This is a genomic window from Streptomyces sp. NPDC026417, assembly GCF_055567695.1.
In genome coordinates, this window is record NZ_JBVHPY010000025.1 from 20,362 (window position 1) to 39,657 (window position 19,296).

At 73.4% G+C, this 19,296-nt stretch carries 16 protein-coding genes and 1 pseudogene; 8 read left to right on the plus strand and 9 right to left on the minus strand.

Annotated elements, in window-relative coordinates:
• Positions 1-113: 113 nt before the first annotated feature.
• Positions 114-434, plus strand: a pseudogene (locus ACZ4NT_RS31590) (helix-turn-helix domain-containing protein); the annotation flags it as partial.
• Here ACZ4NT_RS31590 and ACZ4NT_RS31595 read toward each other — a convergent pair.
• On the minus strand, positions 424-1,593 hold the full coding sequence (locus tag ACZ4NT_RS31595; protein WP_467728524.1) for a methyltransferase: 1,170 nt from the start codon (positions 1,591-1,593) through the stop codon (positions 424-426). The pseudogene ACZ4NT_RS31590 and the gene ACZ4NT_RS31595 sit on opposite strands and share 11 nt — an antisense overlap.
• A 526-nt stretch (positions 1,594-2,119) precedes the next feature.
• On the opposite strand from ACZ4NT_RS31595, the gene ACZ4NT_RS31600 reads away from it, so the two are divergent.
• Both ACZ4NT_RS31600 and ACZ4NT_RS31605 read left to right on the plus strand, forming a co-directional pair.
• Complete coding sequence (locus tag ACZ4NT_RS31600; RefSeq protein ID WP_467728573.1) at positions 2,120-2,770, plus strand: alpha-ketoglutarate-dependent dioxygenase AlkB family protein; 651 nt, start codon at positions 2,120-2,122, stop codon at positions 2,768-2,770.
• A gap of 49 nt (positions 2,771-2,819) precedes the next feature.
• A complete protein-coding gene (locus ACZ4NT_RS31605; protein WP_121408344.1) occupies positions 2,820-4,061 on the plus strand; it encodes an ROK family protein in 1,242 nt (413 codons plus the stop codon).
• 3 nt (positions 4,062-4,064) lie between these two features.
• On the opposite strand, the gene ACZ4NT_RS31610 is transcribed toward ACZ4NT_RS31605, so the two are convergent.
• From ACZ4NT_RS31610 to ACZ4NT_RS31620, 3 genes are all read right to left on the minus strand, one after another.
• Positions 4,065-4,991, minus strand: a complete 927-nt coding sequence (locus ACZ4NT_RS31610; RefSeq protein WP_467728525.1) for a phosphotriesterase family protein — start codon at positions 4,989-4,991, stop codon at positions 4,065-4,067.
• Complete coding sequence (locus ACZ4NT_RS31615; RefSeq protein WP_467728526.1) at positions 4,988-5,572, minus strand: DUF4865 family protein; 585 nt, start codon at positions 5,570-5,572, stop codon at positions 4,988-4,990. The genes ACZ4NT_RS31610 and ACZ4NT_RS31615 overlap by 4 nt, the downstream gene beginning before the upstream one ends.
• A gap of 84 nt (positions 5,573-5,656) precedes the next feature.
• Entirely contained in the window at positions 5,657-6,217 is a 561-nt protein-coding gene (locus tag ACZ4NT_RS31620) for a TetR/AcrR family transcriptional regulator (RefSeq protein ID WP_467728527.1), read from the minus strand.
• A gap of 186 nt (positions 6,218-6,403) precedes the next feature.
• Between ACZ4NT_RS31620 and ACZ4NT_RS31625 the strand changes: the two genes are divergently transcribed.
• Genes ACZ4NT_RS31625 through ACZ4NT_RS31635 form a run of 3 tightly spaced genes read left to right on the plus strand, consistent with a single transcriptional unit; the run spans position 6,404 to position 10,025 of the window.
• Positions 6,404-6,694, plus strand: a complete 291-nt coding sequence (locus ACZ4NT_RS31625) for an SHOCT domain-containing protein (protein ID WP_467728528.1) — start codon at positions 6,404-6,406, stop codon at positions 6,692-6,694.
• Positions 6,691-7,467, plus strand: a complete 777-nt coding sequence (locus tag ACZ4NT_RS31630) for an ABC transporter ATP-binding protein (RefSeq protein ID WP_121408340.1) — start codon at positions 6,691-6,693, stop codon at positions 7,465-7,467. The genes ACZ4NT_RS31625 and ACZ4NT_RS31630 overlap by 4 nt, the downstream gene beginning before the upstream one ends.
• The gene (locus ACZ4NT_RS31635) at positions 7,464-10,025 is read left to right on the plus strand and encodes an ABC transporter permease (RefSeq protein WP_467728529.1); all 2,562 of its coding nucleotides are present in this window, start codon (positions 7,464-7,466) and stop codon (positions 10,023-10,025) included. Before ACZ4NT_RS31630 ends, ACZ4NT_RS31635 begins: the two co-directional genes overlap by 4 nt.
• 32 nt (positions 10,026-10,057) lie before the next feature.
• Here ACZ4NT_RS31635 and ACZ4NT_RS31640 read toward each other — a convergent pair whose 3' ends face one another.
• Positions 10,058-10,576, minus strand: a complete 519-nt coding sequence (locus ACZ4NT_RS31640; RefSeq protein ID WP_121408338.1) for an ATP-binding protein — start codon at positions 10,574-10,576, stop codon at positions 10,058-10,060.
• A gap of 182 nt (positions 10,577-10,758) precedes the next feature.
• Positions 10,759-11,082, minus strand: a complete 324-nt coding sequence (locus ACZ4NT_RS31645) for a hypothetical protein (protein ID WP_121408337.1) — start codon at positions 11,080-11,082, stop codon at positions 10,759-10,761.
• A gap of 312 nt (positions 11,083-11,394) precedes the next feature.
• On the opposite strand from ACZ4NT_RS31645, the gene cds1 reads away from it, so the two are divergent.
• Positions 11,395-12,528: an L-cysteine desulfhydrase Cds1 gene (gene cds1 / locus ACZ4NT_RS31650; protein WP_467728530.1), complete on the plus strand. Its 1,134-nt coding sequence runs from the start codon at positions 11,395-11,397 to the stop codon at positions 12,526-12,528.
• A gap of 89 nt (positions 12,529-12,617) precedes the next feature.
• Here cds1 and ACZ4NT_RS31655 read toward each other — a convergent pair whose 3' ends face one another.
• Both ACZ4NT_RS31655 and ACZ4NT_RS31660 read right to left on the minus strand, forming a co-directional pair.
• Positions 12,618-13,091, minus strand: a complete 474-nt coding sequence (locus ACZ4NT_RS31655) for an SRPBCC family protein (RefSeq protein ID WP_467728531.1) — start codon at positions 13,089-13,091, stop codon at positions 12,618-12,620.
• A gap of 93 nt (positions 13,092-13,184) precedes the next feature.
• Positions 13,185-14,015: a DeoR/GlpR family DNA-binding transcription regulator gene (locus ACZ4NT_RS31660; protein WP_121408334.1), complete on the minus strand. Its 831-nt coding sequence runs from the start codon at positions 14,013-14,015 to the stop codon at positions 13,185-13,187.
• 267 nt (positions 14,016-14,282) lie between these two features.
• Between ACZ4NT_RS31660 and ACZ4NT_RS31665 the strand changes: the two genes are divergently transcribed.
• Positions 14,283-16,712, plus strand: coding sequence for a hypothetical protein (locus ACZ4NT_RS31665; RefSeq protein ID WP_467728532.1), 2,430 nt, complete (start codon positions 14,283-14,285; stop codon positions 16,710-16,712).
• On the opposite strand, the gene ACZ4NT_RS31670 is transcribed toward ACZ4NT_RS31665, so the two are convergent.
• Positions 16,682-19,120 (minus strand): right-handed parallel beta-helix repeat-containing protein, encoded by a 2,439-nt coding sequence (locus tag ACZ4NT_RS31670; protein ID WP_467728533.1) that lies wholly within the window; start codon positions 19,118-19,120, stop codon positions 16,682-16,684. The two genes, ACZ4NT_RS31665 and ACZ4NT_RS31670, sit on opposite strands and share 31 nt — an antisense overlap.
• Between the last annotated feature and the right edge of the window lie 176 nt (positions 19,121-19,296).

Genomic DNA, 19,296 nt, shown 5'->3' on the forward strand with positions numbered 1-19,296 from the left:
CGCGGTCCGGGAGGCGCGGGCGATGCGGTTCGGGAGTCGCGGCCCGCCCGGGCGCGCGAACCCGGCCGGTCTCAGTCGCCCCCGCCGGCACCAGCCTCTCGAAGAAGAACTGCCCGCATCCTGCGGTCACCGCCGCGATCGCCCACGTCGAGGCCCACCTCGCCGCACCGCTGACCGTCCCGGCGATCGCCCGCGCCGCCGGCGTCTCGCACAACCACCTCACCCGGCTCTTCCGCGCCGAGACGGGCGCCACGGTCGTCGGGTACGTCCGCCGCCGCAGACTGGAACGCGCCCGTCACCTGCTGCGCGCCTCGACGCTCTCCATCCCGGCGGTGGCCGCGTCCGTCGGCATCCCCGACCTCCAGGCGTTCAACAAGGCGTGCCGCAGGGAACTGGGCCCGTCACCCCGGGCCCTGCGGGCCGCTACTTCCTGACCGCTCTGAGCAGTACGAACTTCGCGTCGCTCGCCACCAGTTCGCTGTTGCCGAACAGGCGCCGCAGCTTCAGGTGGTAGCCGAGGTGCCGGTTTCCGATCACCCACAGCTCGCCGCCCGGACGCAGCGCGCGCCGGGCTCCGCTGAACATCCGCCAGGCCGTCGCGTCGGTCGTCGCCTGGTGGGAGTGGAAGGGCGGGTTGTTGAGCACGACGTCGACACTCCCGCTCGGTACGTCGTTCAGTCCGTCGCCGACCAGGAACTCCGCCGAACCTCCGGCATCCTCCGCCGACTCCGGGCCCCGCACGTTCGCCCGGTACGTCGCCTCCGCGGAGGCCACCGCCTGGTACGACTCGTCCACGAACAGGACGTGCGCCCGCGGGTTGGCCAGGGCCGCCGCCGTACCGACGACGCCGTTGCCGCAGCCCAGGTCCACCACACGCTCGTCGCCCCGGCTCCGCGGGAGGTGCTGGAGGAGGAAGCGGGTGCCGATGTCGAGGCGGTCGGCGCAGAAGACCCCGGCGTGATTGGTGACCGTCCGGCCCGAGACCACGCCGACGCCGTCGGGCAGTTCGTAGCGGTACGGCCACGGATTGTTCGACCGCACGAGCCCCGGGGCCGCGGTACTGAAGATGAGCCGGGCCTTCTGCTCGGCCAGCGAGGTGCGCGTCGGACCGACGATCCGCTCGAACAGGCGCAGCGTCGAGGTGTGGATCTCCTTCACCATGCCGGTGCCGACGACCACCGAGCCCTCGTGCAGGGCCGGGGCGAGCCGGTGCAGCTGGTCCTCCAGGAGCGCGAGACTCTTGGGCACGTGGACGACCAGGACGTCGATGCGGTCGGGCGGGGTGTCCCGGGTGGTGAGGAGAGGTACCGCGTCCTCGTCGACGCCGTTGCGCCGCAGGTTGGCCCGGGTCGCCTCACGGGTGAGAAAGGAGTCGGTGATCTGCACCGGGCGATGCGCCGCGAGCGCCGTGACGAGCGCGCCCCACCGGTCGCCGACCACGACCACCGACCCCGACAGGTCGGTGCCGCTCGCCGCGAGATGGCGCAGGAGATAGGCGTCGGCCGCGTCCCAGGCACGCAGCCGGTCGCGGGGGTCCTCGGGGAAGCGGGCCAGCGTGTACTCGCCCCAGGGTGTGGCCATCCGGTCGTTCATCGTGGCCCCAGGCTATCCGAGCCGCAGCTCAGGCCAGGTCCGGGCGGGGTGGGGACGCCAGTGGGGCGGATCCGGCGGGGCGCGGACGCCCGTGCGGCGGATCCGGCGGGGCCCGGACGCGGGCGTGGCGCATCCGAGCTCGGGCCAGGTCCGGCGGGAGCCCGTACCCGAATGCGGCGCATCCGGCGGGAGCCCGTACCCGAATGCGGTGCATCCGGCGGGAGCCCGGACCCGAGCACGGCGCATCCGGCGGGGCCCACCGGACCCGAGCACGGCGGGCCCGGTGGGCCCCGGCTGATCCGTCGGCGCCGCGAGGTGACCGGCATGAGCGAACCGCACGCTCGCGGTGACCGGTGCGGGCGGCCTCCGAGGTGGCCGTTCCTCACCGGTGACCGTGCGGCCTCGCGTCGCCGTTGCGGGCGCACCGCCGTCCCCACCCTCCGCGATGAGGACGGCTCACCCCTCACATCGCCGGCTTCGCACCGACATGACCACCCGCATCGGCGACTGCGGGATGATGGGAGGCATGGACGGCGAGTTGTTCCCGCGCGGACGGGCGGAGGTAGCGCCGGGCGCGGTGCACCTGCCGGACTGGCTGGACCCCGCAGGCCAGCGCCGGCTGCTGGCTGCCTGCCGCACGTGGGCCCGGCCGCCCGCGGGTCTGCGCACGGTCCGCACCCCCGGCGGCGGCACCATGAGCTCCCGGCAGGTCTGCCTCGGCCTGCACTGGTATCCGTACGGATACGCGCCCGCGGTGGTCGACGGCGACGGCGCCCCGGTGAAACCCTTCCCGGCCTGGCTGGCGGATCTCGGCCGCCGCGCGGTGACGGACGCCCTCGGCCCGGACGCGGCGGGCCACCCCGCGCACGACATCGCACTGATCAACTTCTACGACGCCGACGCCCGGATGGGCATGCACCGCGACAGCGACGAGAAGTCGGACGCGCCGGTGGTGTCCCTGAGCCTCGGCGACAGCTGCGTCTTCCGGTTCGGGAACACCGAGACCCGGACCCGCCCGTACACGGACATCGAGCTGCGCAGCGGGGACCTCTTCGTCTTCGGCGGGGCGTCCCGGCTGGCCCATCACGGGGTCCCCCGGGTGCACGCGGGTACGGCGCCGCCCGAGTTGGGCCTCACCGGCCGGCTGAACGTCACCCTGCGGGTCGGCGGGTTCTAGGCGGCCCGGCCGGGCCGCCGGATGTCCGGATCATGGGAGACTCGCCTTCATGAACGGCAAGGCGGGCCCCCGGGCGGCGGGGGAAGGGAACACACGGACGCGGCTGGACCGGGGGCGTGGCGCGCTCGGCCCCGCGCTGGAGCTCGTGCACACCGGACGTGCGCCGACCCGTGCCGTGCTCACCGCCGAACTGGGAGTCACCCGGGCGACGGCCGGCGCGGTGGCCGCGGAGCTGGAGGCGCTCGGCCTGATCCGCGTGGACGCGCGGCCCGGCGCGGCGGCCGGCTCCCAGGGACGCCCCTCGCATCGCCTCGAACTCGCCGAGGACGGCCCCGTCGCCCTCGCGGCGCAGGTCCACGCGGACGGCTTTCGGGCGGCCCTGGTCGGTCTGGGCGGCCGTATCGTCGCGACCGCGCCCGGCTGCGAGACGGTCGACGCCGATCCGGCGAAGGTCCTCGGCTCGGTCGTCGAGGCGGGCGCGGACCTGCTGGCCGCGACCGGGCGGCGCTGCGTCGGCGCCGGCCTCGCCGTGCCCTCTGCGGTCGCGGAACCGGACGGACTCGCCCTCAATCCGCTCCACCTCGCCTGGCCCGCCGGCGCACCGGTACGGCAGATCTTCGCCGAGCGCGTGCGCGCCGCGGGCATCCTCGGACCGGCCTTCGCGGCGAACGACGTCAACCTCGCCGCGCTGGCCGAACACAGGCACGGCGCCGGCCGCGGTGCCCGCGACCTGCTCTGCGTGGCCACCGGGCACCGGGGCGTGGGCGGCGCGCTCGTGCTGGACGGGCGTTTGCACACGGGCAGTTCGGGCCTCGCGCTGGAAGTCGGGCACCTCACCGTCAATCCGGAGGGACGCCCCTGCCACTGCGGCAGCCGGGGGTGCCTCGACGTCGAGGCCGACCCGCTGGCCTTCCTCGACGCCGCCGGCCGGGCGCCGGGGCCCGAGGTCTCGCTGCTCCAGCAGTCCAACGACCTGATCCGCGGCCAGTACGCCGACCCGGCCGTCCGTACGGCCACCGAGGCGCTCATCGACCGGCTCGGACTGGGGTTGGCGGGGCTGGTGAACATCCTCAACCCGGACCGCATCATCCTCGGCGGCCTGCACCGCACGCTGCTCGACGCCGACCCGGACCGTCTCCGCGCCGTCGTCGCCGACCGCAGCCTGTGGGGTCAGAGCGGCGGAGTGCCGATCCTCGCCTGCACGCTGGACCACAACAGCCTGGTGGGGGCCGCCGAGCTGGCCTGGCAGCCGGTGCTCGACGACCCGCCGGCGGCCCTCGCCGAGGTCTGACGCTCAGCCCCGCAGGGCGCTTCGGTCCCACTCCACCGCGAGGGCACGTCCGGGATTCCGGATCAGCATGCGGTCCACCAGCTCCGCGCCGAGGGCGGCCTCCAGGCGCGGCCGGACCCGGCGCAGCAGATACGGCATCCCGGGGCCGCCGTCGACGGACCGGGCGGCGGCGGTGGTCGTGTCGCCGCCCAGCAGCAGGCGATGTCCGTAACCTGCCTCGGCGAGAGCCCGTACCGCGTCCGGCATGCGCCAGTCGGTGGCGTGGTGGGCGCGCGAGGGCCCGTCGAAGGCGAGATAGGCGCCCGCCTCGGCGGCCTGGCGGTGCACCACCGGATCGGGGGACCGGTTGAGGTGACCGAGGATCACCCGGTGCGGCGCGACCCCCAACTCACCGCACAGCAGGTCGAGTACGTCCAGCGCGCCGGTGCCCAGCTCCAGGTGGACGGCGATCGGGGCACCCGTGGCGTGATGGGCCTCGGCCGCCGCGGTCATCGTCCAGCGGGCGTGCGCGTCCAGCGCGTGGAACCCTCCGGCGACCTTGATCAGTCCGGCCCGGACCCCGGTCGTACCGATGCTCCGCGTCAGCTCGGCGACGAACACCTCCGCCAGCCGGCCGCGCAGCTCGGCGAGCAACTCCGCCGAGTAGTGCACCGCTTGGTGCAGTCCCGTCGCCGCGACCAGGTGGACTCCCGTGTCGCGGGCGACGACCGGCAGATCGGCGGCGCGCCGGCCCAGTCCGTACGGTGTCCACTGCACGACGCTGCCACCGCCCTGCTCCCGGAACGCGGTCAGTTCGGCCCGTGCCGCGGCGGCGTCGCACAGTTCCTCGCCGGGGAGCCGGGGGCTGGCGAAGAAGACGTGGTCGTGCGCGTCGCACACGCCGAGTTCCTCGGGGCGCACGTCCCCGAGGACGGTGCGGACCGTGCTCACCACTGCGGCCCCCGCGGCAGCAGTTCCCGGCCGGGCTGCGACACGTGCAGCACCTGGAACACCTCGCCGGTGACCGCGGGCGAGTCGTGGGCCCAGAGCGAGAAGGTGACGACCTCCCAGTTCCGGGTGTCGACGGCGGCGGCCGCGCGGACCGCGCCGTCCTGTGAGGCCACCCGCTCGGCCTCGCGTGCCGCCTCCCGCGCCGCCTCCGCGGGGTCCACGCCTTCGGGCACGGTCTCGCGCCGCCGCACCGCCACCGCTGCCGGGGAGCCGGCGGCGGCTCCCTCCTCGTGGGCGAGCCCCGTCCACTGCTGGACCACGGGACGCCCGAAGTCGTCGACGATCCCCTGGAACGCGCCCGTCCAGAGGAAGGCGTTCATGCCCCGCAGCGTGTTCCACAGGTAGAACGGGGCGTACTGGTTGACCGGTGAGCCCTGCACGCCCCGTTCGCGGACCAGGTAGGCCTTGAGCCCGAGTCCGTCCCAGTCGTCGAGCCGGTGCCCGAGGCGCGAGACCCGGTCGCGGATGACGCTCATGTCGTAGTCGGCGGGCAGGGTCAGCTCGTACTGCATGGCGTGCATCGTGCCTCCGGAGATGCTGCTCGGGCGGGATGACGGCGAAAGGGCGCGGTGCTCGGCGGGCTGGGGGCGCGCGGGGCGCCGTGCTCAGCGGGCGGGGGAGAGGAGCGCGAGCAGTCCGCGCACACCGGTGTCGAAGGCGGCGGGGGAGCCGGAGGCGCGGGCGAGCACGTACCCGCCCTGGACGGTGGCGACGATCGTCGCGGCCACCTCCTCTGCGTCGAGGTAAGAGGCGAACTGCCCATGCTCTCGGCCCTCTTCGACGAGGGCGGCGAGGCGCTCGCGCAGCCAGTCGATCGTCTCGTCGACGGGGGCGCGCAGGTCCGCGTTCGCCATGACGTCCGGGTCCATGGTCAGCCGCCCGACGGGGCAGCCGCGCAGCACGTCGCGTTCGCGCCGCAGGTATGCCTCGATGCGTTCGTACGGCGTGCCCGGGGTGCTCAGGACGGCTTCTGCGGCGGCGCGCAGCTCACCGGCGGTGCGGACGATGGCGGCCAGGGCGAGGTCGGGCTTGCCCTTGAAGTGGTGGTACATGCTGCCCTGGCCGGCGCCCGCGTGCTGCTGGATCGCCTTCGGGCTGGTGCCCACGTAACCGCGCTCCCACAGCAGTTCGCGCGTGGACTCGATCAGACGCTCCGGAGTGCTCATGGAGTCAGTGTACATACTAGTAGGTACAGAAGCAGGGGAGTGAGGGCACTCGGAGGGAGCAGCCGGGCGGCCTCCGCGTACTCCCGGGGAGGTACGCCCACTGCCGCTGGCCGTACGACGACTCGGACCCCCTCCCGGAGCGAGGCTCGGAGCATCACGAGGAACCCACCGAGGAGATGAACCGAGATGCAGACCCTGGCGAACTGGGACGGCGGCCCCGGCCCGTGGATCCTGTTCTTCCCGCTGATCTGGGCGGCCGTCGTGATCGGCGTCGTGACCGTCCTGCGCCGCACCGTCGGGCGCGGCCGCGGCGGTCCCTGGCGGACCACGGACGCCGGCCGCCCGGCCGGCGACTCACCGATCGCCGTGCTCGGCCGGCGCTTCGCCTCCGGCGAGATCGACGAGGACGAGTACTGGCGCCGGCTCTCCGTCCTGGACGAGCAGTTCGGACGTACGGGCAAGGGAGGGCCGGCATGAGCACGGGACCCGTGGCCACCGCGCCGGCCACCACCCGGCATGCCGCGCGTGTCGCCGACGCCGTCAAGGTGTACGGCTCCGGCGACACGGCCGTGCGGGCCCTGGACGGGGTGAGCGTCGGCTTTCCGGCCGGGCGGTTCACCGCGATCATGGGGCCCTCCGGCTCCGGCAAGTCGACCCTGATGCACTGCGCGGCGGGTCTGGACACGCTCACCTCGGGAACCGCCTTCATCGGGGACACCGAACTGGGCGCGCTCGACGACCGCCGCCTGACCCTGTTGCGGCGCGAGCGCGTCGGGTTCGTCTTCCAGTCCTTCAACCTGGTCCCGACGCTGACCGTCGCGGAGAACATCACCCTTCCGCTCGACCTCGCCGGACAGCGGGGCGACACCGAGTGGATCGACTCGCTGGTCGAGGTCGTCGGCCTGCGCGACCGGCTCCACCACCGCCCCTCCGAACTGTCCGGCGGGCAGCAGCAACGCGTGGCCGTGGCACGGGCGTTCGCGGGCCGGCCGGACGTCGTCTTCGCCGACGAGCCCACCGGCAATCTGGACTCCCGCTCCGGCCAGGAGGTGCTCGGCCTCCTCGGCCGTGCGGTGCGCCGGATGGACCGCACCGTCGTCATGGTCACGCACGACCCGGTCGCGGCCGCCCATGCGGACGAGGTGCTCTTCCTCGCCGACGGCCGGCTCGTCGACCGGATGGAAGCACCGACGGCCGACCGGGTCCTCGACCGCCTGAAGGCCTTCGACGGCAAGGGGGCTCCGTCATGAACGCCTCCCTCCGCCTCAGCGTGTCGTCGCTGCGCACGCACAAACGGCGTTTCGCCGGTACGTTCCTGGCGGTCCTCCTCGGTGTCGCCTTCCTGGCGGGCACGCTGGTGATGGGGGACACCCTGCGGGCCGGCTTCGACACGATGTTCGGGAACGCGACGAGCGGCACGGACGCCGTCGTCCGCAGTGCCGCGACGATCACCACCCCCGGCGAGAGCCAGGGGGTGCGCAGGCCCGTCGACACCGCACTGGCGGACACCGTCGAGAAGGTGCCGGGTGTGGCGGCCGCCGTGCCCGACGTCCAGGGGGCCGGCCAGCTGGTCGGCTCGGACGGCGAACCCATCGGCGGCCAGGGCCCGCCCACCGTCGCCGGCAACTGGATCCCCGACAGCGAGCTCAACCCGTACCGGCTGGCCGAGGGCCGTGCGCCGTCGCGGAGCGGCGAAGTGGTGATCAATCGGGGAGCCGCCGAAAAGGGTGGCCTGAAAATCGGCGACACCACGACCCTGCGTACGCCGGACCCCGTCCGGGTGACGATCGTCGGCCTGGCGACCTTCGGGGGCGAGGACGGCATGGCCCAGGTGACGTTCACCGGCATGACCCAGGCCGACGCCGAGACCTACCTGACGGCCGAGCCCGGCAGAGCGGCGGCCATCCAGGTGCGAGCGGACCCGGGAACGAGTCAGCGCGACCTCGTCGACCGGCTGACTCCCGTGCTGCCGAAGGGAGTCGAGGCGATCACCGGCCAGGAGTCGGCCGAGGAGAACACCGACATGATCTCCAGCCGGTTCCTGACCCTGTTCACCACCTTCCTGCTGGTCTTCTCCGGCATCGCGCTGCTCGTGGCGACCTTCTCCATCCACAACACCTTCGCCATCGTCGTCGCCCAGCGCACCCGCGATAACGCGCTGCTGCGCGCCCTGGGCGCCACGAGCCGCCAGGTCACGGTCTCGACGCTGATCGAGGCGTCCGTCGTGGCGTTCACTGCCTCGGCCGCCGGCCTCGCGGGAGGAGTGGGCATCGCGGCCGGACTGCAGGCACTGTTCCCCGCCATCGGCTTCCCATTCCCCGACGGCTCCCTGGTGATCGGCGGACTGTCGATGCTGCTGCCCCTGGCCGTCGGCGTGCTCGTCTGTCTGGGCTCCGCACTGGTACCCGCCGTACGCGCGGGCCGCACCGCGCCCCTGGCCGCGCTGCGCGAGACCGCCGTCGACCGGTCCGGAGCCTCCCGGGCACGTGCCGCGCTCGGCGGTGGCCTGGCCGCACTGGCCCTCGGCACGAGCCTCGTCGGCGTGCTCGCCGTCCCGTCCCTGTGGCTCGCGGCTCTCGGCGCGGTCATGGCCCTGGCCGCCTTCGTCGTCCTCGGACCGGTCGCGTCCGCCACGGCCGTACGGGTCATCGGCCTGCCCCTCGACCGGCTGCGCGGGATCACCGGCGGCCTCGCCCGGCGCAACGCCCTGCGCAGCCCCAAGCGCACCGCCGCCACCGCGAGTGCGCTGATGATCGGGGTCGCCGTCGTGTCGCTGTTCACGGTCTTCGGCGCGTCGCTGAAGGCGACCATGGACCAGACGGTGTCCCGTTCCTTCGCCGGTGACGTCGCCGTCAGCACGCCCTCGTTCGGCGCGGGCGGCAGCGGGCTCAGCCCGGAACTGGCCCCGGCGATCGCCCGGCAGCCCGGCGTCGAGAACGCCGTCGGACTCGGCCGCGGCGTCGCGGAGGTGGACGGCGAGGGACGGGCCCTGACGGTCACCGACCCCGTCACGCTGGGCAAGGTCTTCGACCTCGGCCGGGTGAGCGGTTCCCTCGACGGCCTCGGCACCGACGGGATCGCCCTCACCCGCAAGGAGGCCGACGAGCGGGGCCTCACGACGGGCGACAGCACCCGGCTCACCTTCACCGACGGCGAGGAGGAGACCTTCACCGTCCGGGCGGTCTACGGGCAGTCCGAACTCGCGGGCGACTACGTGATCACCCGCGCCGCCTGGGCCCCGCACCGCACCCAGGACGCCGACACGCTCGTCGCGGTCTCCTTCAAGGACGGCGTGAGCGCGGCCGAGGGCAAGGCCGCGGTGGAACGGACCGCGGCGGCGTACGGCGGTCCCGACGTGCAGACCCGGGACGAGTACGCGCAGTCCTCGGCCGCCGGCATCGACATGATGCTGACCCTCGTCTACGCGCTGCTCGCGCTGGCGGTGCTCATCGCCCTGCTCGGCATCGCCAACACACTGACGCTCGCGATCCACGAACGCACCCGCGAGCTGGGCCTGCTGCGGGCCGTGGGGCAGACCAGGGCGCAACTGCGCGCCATGGTCCGCTGGGAGTCGGTCCTGGTCGCCGCCTTCGGCACGGCGGGCGGGCTCGCGCTCGGCGGCTTCCTCGGCTGGGTGCTGGTGAAGGCCTCCGACGGAGCCTCCGACAGCGCCTTCGCCTTCGCGGTGCCGCCCGTGCAGTTGGTGGTGGTCGCGCTGGTGGGCCTCGCGGCCGGAGCGCTCGCGGGTCTGCGTCCGGCCCGGCGGGCGGCGCGCCTGGACGTGCTGCGCGCCATCGCCGCCGAGTGACGCGGCCCCGTGACGCGGAGGTCACCGCCCGGTCAGCCGACAACGGCTGACCGGGCGGGAGCGTGTTCGGGCCTGCGCGCCTCGGAGCCGAACCTGCGGACAGGCGTCTCCAGCGCGGTGCCGTACGGCGGTCGGGGTGGCGCAGCCAACGCGGCGGCGTGCGCCGGAAGGGTGAACCACACGACCTTGCCCGACTCTCCGTTCGGCCGCACACCCCAGCTCTCGCTCATGGCCGCGACCATGGCGAGGCCGCGACCACAGGTGGCGAAGGGCTCCGCGTCCTCCACGACGGGCAGGCGCGGGTCGTTGTCGTGCACCGAGACCGTGAGCCGGTCGAGTAGGAACTCGATCTCCACGGTGCACATCTTGTCGGGCTCGGCGTGTCGGTGAACGTTGGTCAGAAGTTCGGTGACGCCGAGCGCTGCGCGGTCTATCAACGGGTCCAGATGCCAGTAGCGCAATTGCGCAGATACGATTCTGCGGACCTGGCCGATCCGCGAGGGCAGGGCTTGGAGCCCCACCGTGCAATGCCTGCTTGGCTGGCTGATCACGGCTGCGACTCCCCGAATTGAGGTCCGGAAGAAGACGGAGATCGGATCCAGCAGATGGCTGCGTGGAACGACCGCCTGCTGTGATGGCCGGCGGGCTGGTTCGCAGCGTTATCGCCGGTAAACCCAGAGTGACGTGAGATCAGCGTGACCCAGGGGATGCCGTCCCGCAACTCGCCGCGCATTCAACCGCTGCGCCCGGCCGCCTTGCGCACGGCCTCGATGAACCGGCGTGCCGAGGGCGGGCCCGGCTTTCCCGGTGCCGGGTCGTGGTCCCCGAGGGTGAGCTGATAGCGCGTGCCGTTGACGTCGGCCGACGCGCGGTCTTCGTGGGCGAACCACGGCTTCGACGCCCGCACCGCCTGTACGGGCGCGCTGTCGATCTCGCTGCCGTAGCTGGTGAGCAACTCGAGCCTGCCGTCGCTGATCCGGACCTGCCCGGCCCGGGTGAGCGAGCGCAGCCTCTTTCCGATCCGCACGCCCGTGGCCGTGAACTCCGGCTCCGCCATGATGCCCCGCCCCCTTGTGCGTTCGGCTGCTCCGTCGTGCTCCAGCGTGGTTCCCGATCCGGTGAAGCACCCCCGTGCGGTGCAGTCTGCCCGCCCCGGGCGTCGAGCACCAGTACGCCGGAGCAGGTCCCGCGGGGTGACGGGAGCACTCGTGAGGATGCGCCCCCCACCTGTCCGCGCCGCGCGCCCCAGGGTCTCCTTTGAGCTGCCCAAAGATGCGTTTATGCAGGTGAGAAGCGTGAGGAAGGTGTTTATGATCGAGGGGTCCGACCCTGTCCACCGGTGTCGGCGCACTGCGTAAGGAGCATCGCCGTGACCACCACGCCCTCGACCGGGACCGGCCTCACCCTCGACGTCGATCACAGCGACCTCGCCTATCGCACCTGGCTCAAAGAAGCGGTCCGCAAGGTCCAGGCCGACGCCAACCGCTCGGCCGACACGCACCTGCTGCGCTTCCCGTTGCCCGAGCAGTGGGGCATCGACCTGTATCTGAAGGACGAGTCGACCCACCCCACCGGCAGCCTCAAGCACCGGCTCGCCCGGTCGCTCTTCCTCTACGGTCTCTGCAACGGCTGGATCCGGCCCGGACGCCCCGTCATCGAAGCGTCCAGCGGATCGACGGCCGTCTCCGAGGCGTACTTCGCGAAGCTCATCGGCGTCCCCTTCGTCGCGGTGATGCCGCGTACGACGAGCGCCGAGAAGTGCCGACTGATCGAGTTCCACGGCGGCCGGTGCCACTTCGTGGACGACTCCCGCCGGATGTACGAGGAGTCCGCCGCCCTCGCGGTAGAGACCGGCGGCCACTACATGGACCAGTTCACCTACGCCGAGCGGGCCACGGACTGGCGCGGGAACAACAACATCGCGGAGTCCATCTTCCGCCAGCTGGAGCTGGAGCGGTTCCCCGAACCGGCGTGGGTCGTCGCCACGGCCGGCACCGGCGGCACCTCGGCGACGATCGCCCGCTATGTGCACTACATGCAGCACGACACCCGCATCTGTGTGGCCGACCCGGAGAACTCCTGCTTCTTCGAGGGCTGGACGACCGGCGACCCGGCCGTCACGACGGACTGCGGATCCCGCATCGAGGGGATCGGCCGGCCCCGCATGGAGCCCAGCTTCGTGCCGGGCGCCATCGACCGGATGATGAAGGTGCCCGACGCGGCCAGCGTGGCCGCCGTCCGCGCTCTGGAGCGGGCCATCGGCCGGAAGGCGGGCGGCTCCACCGGCACCGGCCTGTGGAGCGCGCTGAAGATCGTCGCCGAGATGGTGGCGGAGGGCCGCACGGGAAGCGTGGTGACCCTGCTGTGCGACCACGGCGACCGCTACCTGGACAAGTACTACTCCGACGCCTGGCTCGCACAGCAGGGCCTGGACATCGCGCCCTACACGGCGGCGATCGAGTCGCTGCTCCTGACGGGCGTCTGGCCGGACCGGACGTCCTGAGGGACGTCACGGAGGGCCCGCACCCTGAACGCTCCACGGCAGCCGTGTGGTTGACGGTCCGTCCGGCCGCAGGGCGGGCTGCCGGATCCTCAAGCCGCCGCGGCGGCCAGCCGTCGGTCCAGGGCCACGACCGCGTCCCGGAAGGCCCGTCCCAGGCCCGCCCGTCCCAGCCGGACAGCCAGCCGGAAGGGCGCCGACCCGTCGGCCGCGAAGGTCCACTGCACCCGCGTGCCCGGGCCGGCGGGCGTCAGCCGCCACTCCTCCACCAGGGCACGCACCCCCGGTGCGTTCGTCGCGTCGACGCGATACGCGTACACCCGAGGCGCGTCGGCCGCGAGGACGGTCTCCTCGAAGAACGTGCCGCCCCTGAGCCGGACTTCGCGCCCGTCCGCCGTCGGCCGGGCGCGGGTCACGGCCGAGAACCACTCCGGCCAGCCGGACACGTCCTCGGCGAGCGCCGAGAAGACGAGAGCGGGAGGTGCTGTCACCTCGCGTGCGAAGACCAGACGCAGGGGAGCGGTCTCGGCGAAGTCGAGTCCCACCGGACGCAGTCGGCGAGCCATGGACGAAAACCCCCTCGCGGACCCCGATCCGGGCGGAAACGGGTGCTGCCCGCGCCACCCGCCGCGGGCAGCGTCACCATAGCTGGCGACCCGTCAGATGTCTGCACCGTCTCCGGGCTCGCCCGCCACCACCAGACGCGTGAGGTGCTCCGCGATCTCCGAGCGCGCCTCGGCGGGCAGCCCGGAGTCCGTCACCCAGGTGTCGACCTGCTCCAGCGCGGCGAACGAACTCAGGCCCACCGTGCCCCACTTGGTGTGGTCGGCCACCACGACGACCCGCCGTGCCGACTGCACGAGCCGCCGGTTCGTCTCCGCCTCCGCCAGATTCGGCGTCGACAGCCCCGCCTCGGCCGATATCCCGTGCACGCCGAGGAACAGCACGTCGAAGTGGAGCGCGGCGATGGCCTGGTCGGCCACCGGGCCGACGAGTGAGTCGGAGGGCGTGCGGACCCCGCCGGTCAGGACGACCGTGGCCGCACCCTGACGCTGGCCCGACAGGCGCTGCGCCGAGTGGAAGACGTCGGCCACCCGCACCGAGTTGGTGACGACGGTCAGATCCGGCACGTCCACGAGCTGATGGGCGAGCGCGTACGTCGTCGTGCCCCCCGAGAGTGCGATCGCCGTCCCGGGGGCGACCAGCTCGGCCGCGGCCCGCGCGATGTCCTCCTTGGCCGTCAGCTCCAGTCCGGACTTGGCCTCGAAGCCGGGTTCGTGCGTACTCGCCTCGGCCAGCGGGACCGCGCCGCCGTGGACCTTCTCCACCACACCCTGGCGGGCGAGCGCGTCGAGATCGCGGCGGATCGTCATGTCGGAGACGCCGAGCTTTCGCGTCAGTTCGTTGACGCGGACTCCGCCGCGGCGCCGTACCTCGTCGAGGATCAGGGCGCGTCGCTGCTCCGCGAGGAGGTTCTGATTCTCGCTCACGTCCGCTCCGGTTCCTTTCGCCTCAACCGCCCGACACGCCGTCCGGACCCGCTCCGACGAGGGACGTTCTCCGCGCCGGGGTCCGGAGGACGTCCCATCCTTGCACGGCTCGCCGACAGTCGCGCCACTGCCTGCGCACGCGTCCCGGCCGCCCCCGTCACACGTACAGGGGAGATTCCGTGACGAGAGGTGTGAGCCGCCCCCCGAATGGAGATCCTGTGCCTGCACATGACACGCCAAACGGGCAGCACGGGGAAGTGCAGAACAGTGGAGCGTGCACGGGAACAGACCTCGACCGGGGAGCGCGGCGACTCCCTCCAGCACTCGACGGGGGAGCCCAGGACCACTCCCCGGCGGTCCGAAGGAGCCGAGACCGCCCTCGAACTCCTGGTCCACGGAGTCGGCGGCGCCACACCGCAGGACATGCTCGACGATCCGCGCACGGTGCGGATCACGGGCGACGAGACGGCCGCCGTCTACCGGCGCATCGACGACACCGACGACGGGCGGCACCCGGCGGGCCGACGCGCGGGACCGGTGCCCGAGGCGTACGTGTGGTGCAACCTCACCTCCGGCAACGGTGCCCGGGCCCTGTGGCTGATGCTGCTGCCCTTCATGGTGATCAACCTCGCCCACTGGATGCGCCCCACCGCGCGCGGCCGGACCCGGACGGTACGGCTGTACGGGCTGCTCGTCCGGCTCGTCGGCCTCAGCCTCACGGTGCTGCTGGTGGCCGCCGCCTGCGAGGTCGCCCTCGACCTGACCGCGTGGCAGTGCGCGGGCACACGCGCGTGCGCCGAACGCCACTCCTGGCTCGGGTTCCTCTCACCGGCCGTGTCCGGCGACGGCTGGTGGAGCCGGCCGGGACGCCGGCTGGCACTGGCCGGACTCGTGCCGGCCGCCCTCACCGGACTCCTCTGGTACCTCTCCCACCGCACCTGGAGCGCGTACGAGACACAGCAGCCCATGTCCCGCCGCGCCGAACCCGACGAGGAGACCGGGCGCACCGGGCTCGGCCGGCCCGGGTTCTGGTACGGGCGGCGCCTGGTGGCCCGGCTGCGCGCCGCGCACACCGCCGCGGGCTTCCTGACCGTCGCCGCGGCGGTCGGCACCTCGGCCGCCCGCCACGACCGCGGGTCCGACGGCCCCGCGCTCCTGGAGACCCTGGGCCGCCTCCTGGACGCGACACTCGTCGCGGGCGCGCTCGTCGTGATCTGGGTGGTCTGCAGCAGGGGCCGCAGCGAGAACCGCCTCGACCGGCACGTCGACAAGGCGCTCGTCCGCCTGCTGCCCGCAGGCACGCTCGTCCTGCTCGCCCTCAGCATGCTCTACGCCGGCTGGTCGCGACCCGGGTGGCGGTCGACGGGCCGGCTGCCGGGGGACATGACGTTCGGAGCCGTCGCCCTCGGACAGGGGCTGCTCGTGGTCGCGCTGGCCGCGGTCGCCCACGTCCTCTACCGCACCCGCCCCGACACGCGCACCGCGATGCGCGGCTACGCCGGTCCCGCCGTCGCGATGCTGGCGTGCGCGCTGGGCGGGGTGATGTCCGGCGGAGTCGCCCAGCGCGTCGCCGACTGGCTGGACGGCAGCAGGGACGCGCTGGTGAGCCCACCGGTGCTGCTGACCTGGCAGGCGTCGGTGATCCCGCCGCTGCTGCTGGTCCTGCTGGCGCTCGCCGGCTGGCTCGCCGGGCGGACCCGGCTGCTGCGGCACCGCGAGATGGAGCGCGTGGAACTGGCCTACCCGGGCGAGGCCAAGGACACGACCCGTACCCGCCGCATCGCCTCCGCCCGGGCGCACGCCGCGCTCACCGACCGCGCTCCCCGGATCGTCGGGATCACCTCAGCGGCGACCCTGTTCCTCGGCGCGGGGGCCCTGGTCGGCGCCGGGGTGACGGGGGAGGCTCCCGGCGAGGCGGCCCGCGGGTCGTACGCGTTCGTGCAGGGTGCCGCCCAGACCGCACAGGCCCTCGGATCCTGGCTGATCGGGCTCGGCTTCATACTGTTCGTCACCTGGGGCCGCCGCGCCTACAAGGACGCCGCGGCCCGCCGCACCATCGGCATCCTCTGGGACGTCGGCACCTTCTGGCCGCGTGCCGCCCACCCCTTCGCGCCACCCTGCTACGCGGAGCGCGCGGTCCCCGACCTCACCTGGCGCATGGCGACCTGGACCCGTGCCACCGGCGGACGGCTCGTCCTCTCCGGCCACTCGCAGGGCAGCGTCCTCGCGGCCGCCGCGGCGTGGCAGCTGACGCCCGCGGTCCGCAGGCGGGTCGCGCTCCTGACGTACGGCTCTCCCCTTGAGCGCCTGTACGGACGCTGGTTCCCGGCGCACTTCGGGCCGGCCGCCCTGACCTCACTGCACCGCGAGGTCGCGTGCTGGCGCAACCTGCACCGCCCCACTGATCCGATCGGGGGCCCGGTGGGTCTGTCCGGCGACTGCGGCCCGCAGGTCGACCGCGAGGCCCTGAGCGACCCCCTCGCCTACGGCCGCACCGAGCGGCACCCGCTGCCCGCACCGATCCTCGGGCACAGCGACTACCAGGCGGACCCCGCGTTCGCGGAGGAACGCGAGCGGCTGCTCGCCCGGCTCGGACCCGGCCTGCCCGGCCCGCGGGCCACCGAGGAGGACGGGGAGCCGCCGCATCCACCGGACGGCGAGGGCCCTCACGGCACTTCGGGCAGGTCCTCCGCGTAGAGCAGGGTGAGGTCGTCGGTGCTCGGCTCGTCGAGCTGGGCGACCCGCCCCGCGTGCCGTTCCACCATCGCCTCGAAGGTCTGCCGTGCCGTGCGGCCGTTGCCGAAGGCGGGGCCCTTCGGGATCGCCGTGAAGTACTTCAGGAGGGCCTCCGACGCGCCCGGCGCCAACCGGTACTCGTGCTCCTCGGCCTGCTGCTCCACGATCCGCAGCAACTCGTCCGGGACGTAGTCGCTGAAGGTGATGGTCCGTGAGAAACGGGACGCCACACCGGGGTTGACCGAGAGGAACCGCTCCATCTCGGCCGTGTAGCCCGCCACGATCACCACCACGGCGTCCCGGTGGTCCTCCATCAGCTTCACCAGCGTGTCGATCGCCTCACGGCCGAAGTCGCGGCCCGAGTCCTCCGGGGACAGCGCGTACGCCTCGTCGATGAACAGCACACCGCCGCGCGCCCGTTCGAAGGCCTCCTGGGTGCGGATCGCCGTCGAGCCGATGTGCTCGCCCACCAGGTCGACCCGGGAGACCTCGACGAGGTGCCCCTTCTCCAGCACACCGAGTGAGGCCAGGATCTCGCCGTAGAGCCGGGCGACCGTCGTCTTTCCGGTGCCGGGGGAGCCCGTGAAGACCAGGTGCCGGCGTGCCGAGGCCGCCTTCAGGCCCGCCTGCTGCCGACGGCGGCCCACCTCGATCATGTCGGTGAGGGCGCGCACCTCGCGCTTGACGCTCTCCAGGCCCACCAGCGCGTCGAGCTCACCGAGGACGGCCTTCGAGGGCCGGGCCGGCTCCCGGGGCTCCTCGGCGGGCGGGACGAGCGGTTCCTGCTCGGTGGTGCGCTGACCCGGGATGGCGCCCAGCAGTCCGGGGGAGTGGGCCGTGGTCTGTACGGCCGTCTCCGGAGCCGGGGGCCGCGGTGCCCCGCTCTCGTCGCTGGTGCAGTCCTCGACGACCGGGCCGCCGCCGGGCGCCGAGCCGGCCGCGGCGTCCGCGAATTCGTAACCCCCGCGCGCGCAGCGCTCCGTGCGGCACTTCCTCAGCGTCGTGCGGCAGCCGTCGATCACGTGGAAGCCGTAGCCGCCGCTGCCCGTGACCCGGCAGTTGTGGAAGCTGCCGCGGCCGCCGGCCGACACGTAGAACCCCGCCTCCGCGGGGGAGTCCACCGTGCAGCGCTCGATCGTGGGGTCGGCGCCCTTGGTGACGATCACGCCGGTCTGGGTGCCGTCCACGCTGCAGCCGGACAGCGTGCCACCGCTGCCGTGGTCTCGGAACCAGGCTCCGGTCGCGGCGTCCCGGATCCGGCAGTCGTCGAGCTGGGCGGTGGCGCCGTCACTGACCGACACCGCCGTGTTGCGCACCTGGGAGATGTCGCTGTCGACGACGTCGGCGCGGGAACCGCGGTCGAGGACGAAGAGCGCGTCCGGTACGTCGTGCACCCGGCAGGACTCCAGGACGACGGTGGCGCCGTCGCTGACCCACACCGCCGGATAGTCGCCGGTGCTGTCGAAGATCTCGCACTGGTTGGCGTCGACCCGCGTACCGGGGTCCCACACGGACAGCCCGTTGCGGCCGAACTGGCGCACGGTCGTGCGTGTCAGGGTGAGCACCGACCGGGAGCGCAGGTCCACCGCGTTCTCCGGGATGTCGTGGATGCGGCAGTCGGCGAGCGTGAGGACGGCGTCGGTGTCGAGCGTGACGCCGTCCGCGGTCGTACGGTGCACGTCGCAGTCGGTGAGATGTGCCGTGGCCCGTCCGGTGATCTGCACCCCCGAGCCCCGGACCTCGTACACCTCGCAACCGACCGCCTCCAGGGACGAGTTCTCACCCGTCGCCGAGAGACCCGCGCCCGAGGCGTGGTGGATGCGGCAGCGCTCCAGACGTGGGCGGGCGCCGCCGCGCACCGCCACTCCCGACTGTCCGGCCGCGACGACCTCGCACTCCTCGAAGACCCCGCCTCCGCCGTCGAGGACGGCGATGCCGATGCCCGCCGGATTGTCGACTGTGCACCGCCGCACCGTCGGGCGCGCGCCGCCGCGCACCTCGATCCCGGCCGCGGACCGGGTGACGATCCGGAGGTCCATGAGTTCCGGAGTGCCCTCCTCGACGAGCACCGCGGGCGCGGCCGCGTCCTGGCCCTCGATGTGCAGGTCCTGGACCACGGCGGAGGCGCACACGGTGAGCGGCACGCCGTCGACGGGGGCGATGCGGACCGATCCGGGCGTGCCGTCGGGGCCGCGGAGGGTCACCGCCCGCCGGACGACGAGGTTCTCCCGGTAGGTGCCGGGAGCGATGGTGAGGACGTCGCCGTCGGCCGCGGCCTCCAGGGCGGCGGCGAGGGATGCGTACTCACCCGTGCGGCGCCGCCACCGCGACGTGCCGGTGTGCGTCACCTGGACCGTGCCCTGTGCCATGGCGCTGCTGTGCCCCCACCTAGTCGTACGCGGGTCCCGAGTGGTCGACCGCGTCCTGCCGGAGATCCGCTTTCCCGCCGACGGGAGATCTCATCCCGTCGAAGAGCGAGGACAACCTCTCACGAAGGTGCCGAACAGTTCGGCCGGTCCACCGTAGCGTGCGCGGGCACGGCGGG

What these genes read in the sequence shown, in the direction of transcription:
- ACZ4NT_RS31595 (WP_467728524.1), bottom strand. Translation starts at nt 1,593, where the DNA reads ATGAACGACCGGATGGCCACACCCTGGGGCGAGTACACGCTGGCCCGC.
- ACZ4NT_RS31600 (WP_467728573.1), top strand. Translation starts at nt 2,120, where the DNA reads ATGGACGGCGAGTTGTTCCCGCGCGGACGGGCGGAGGTAGCGCCGGGC.
- ACZ4NT_RS31605 (WP_121408344.1), top strand. Translation starts at nt 2,820, where the DNA reads ATGAACGGCAAGGCGGGCCCCCGGGCGGCGGGGGAAGGGAACACACGG.
- ACZ4NT_RS31615 (WP_467728526.1), bottom strand. Translation starts at nt 5,572, where the DNA reads ATGCACGCCATGCAGTACGAGCTGACCCTGCCCGCCGACTACGACATG.
- ACZ4NT_RS31620 (WP_467728527.1), bottom strand. Translation starts at nt 6,217, where the DNA reads ATGAGCACTCCGGAGCGTCTGATCGAGTCCACGCGCGAACTGCTGTGG.
- ACZ4NT_RS31625 (WP_467728528.1), top strand. Translation starts at nt 6,404, where the DNA reads ATGCAGACCCTGGCGAACTGGGACGGCGGCCCCGGCCCGTGGATCCTG.
- ACZ4NT_RS31630 (WP_121408340.1), top strand. Translation starts at nt 6,691, where the DNA reads ATGAGCACGGGACCCGTGGCCACCGCGCCGGCCACCACCCGGCATGCC.
- ACZ4NT_RS31635 (WP_467728529.1), top strand. Translation starts at nt 7,464, where the DNA reads ATGAACGCCTCCCTCCGCCTCAGCGTGTCGTCGCTGCGCACGCACAAA.
- ACZ4NT_RS31645 (WP_121408337.1), bottom strand. Translation starts at nt 11,082, where the DNA reads ATGGCGGAGCCGGAGTTCACGGCCACGGGCGTGCGGATCGGAAAGAGG.
- ACZ4NT_RS31655 (WP_467728531.1), bottom strand. Translation starts at nt 13,091, where the DNA reads ATGGCTCGCCGACTGCGTCCGGTGGGACTCGACTTCGCCGAGACCGCT.
- ACZ4NT_RS31670 (WP_467728533.1), bottom strand. Translation starts at nt 19,120, where the DNA reads ATGGCACAGGGCACGGTCCAGGTGACGCACACCGGCACGTCGCGGTGG.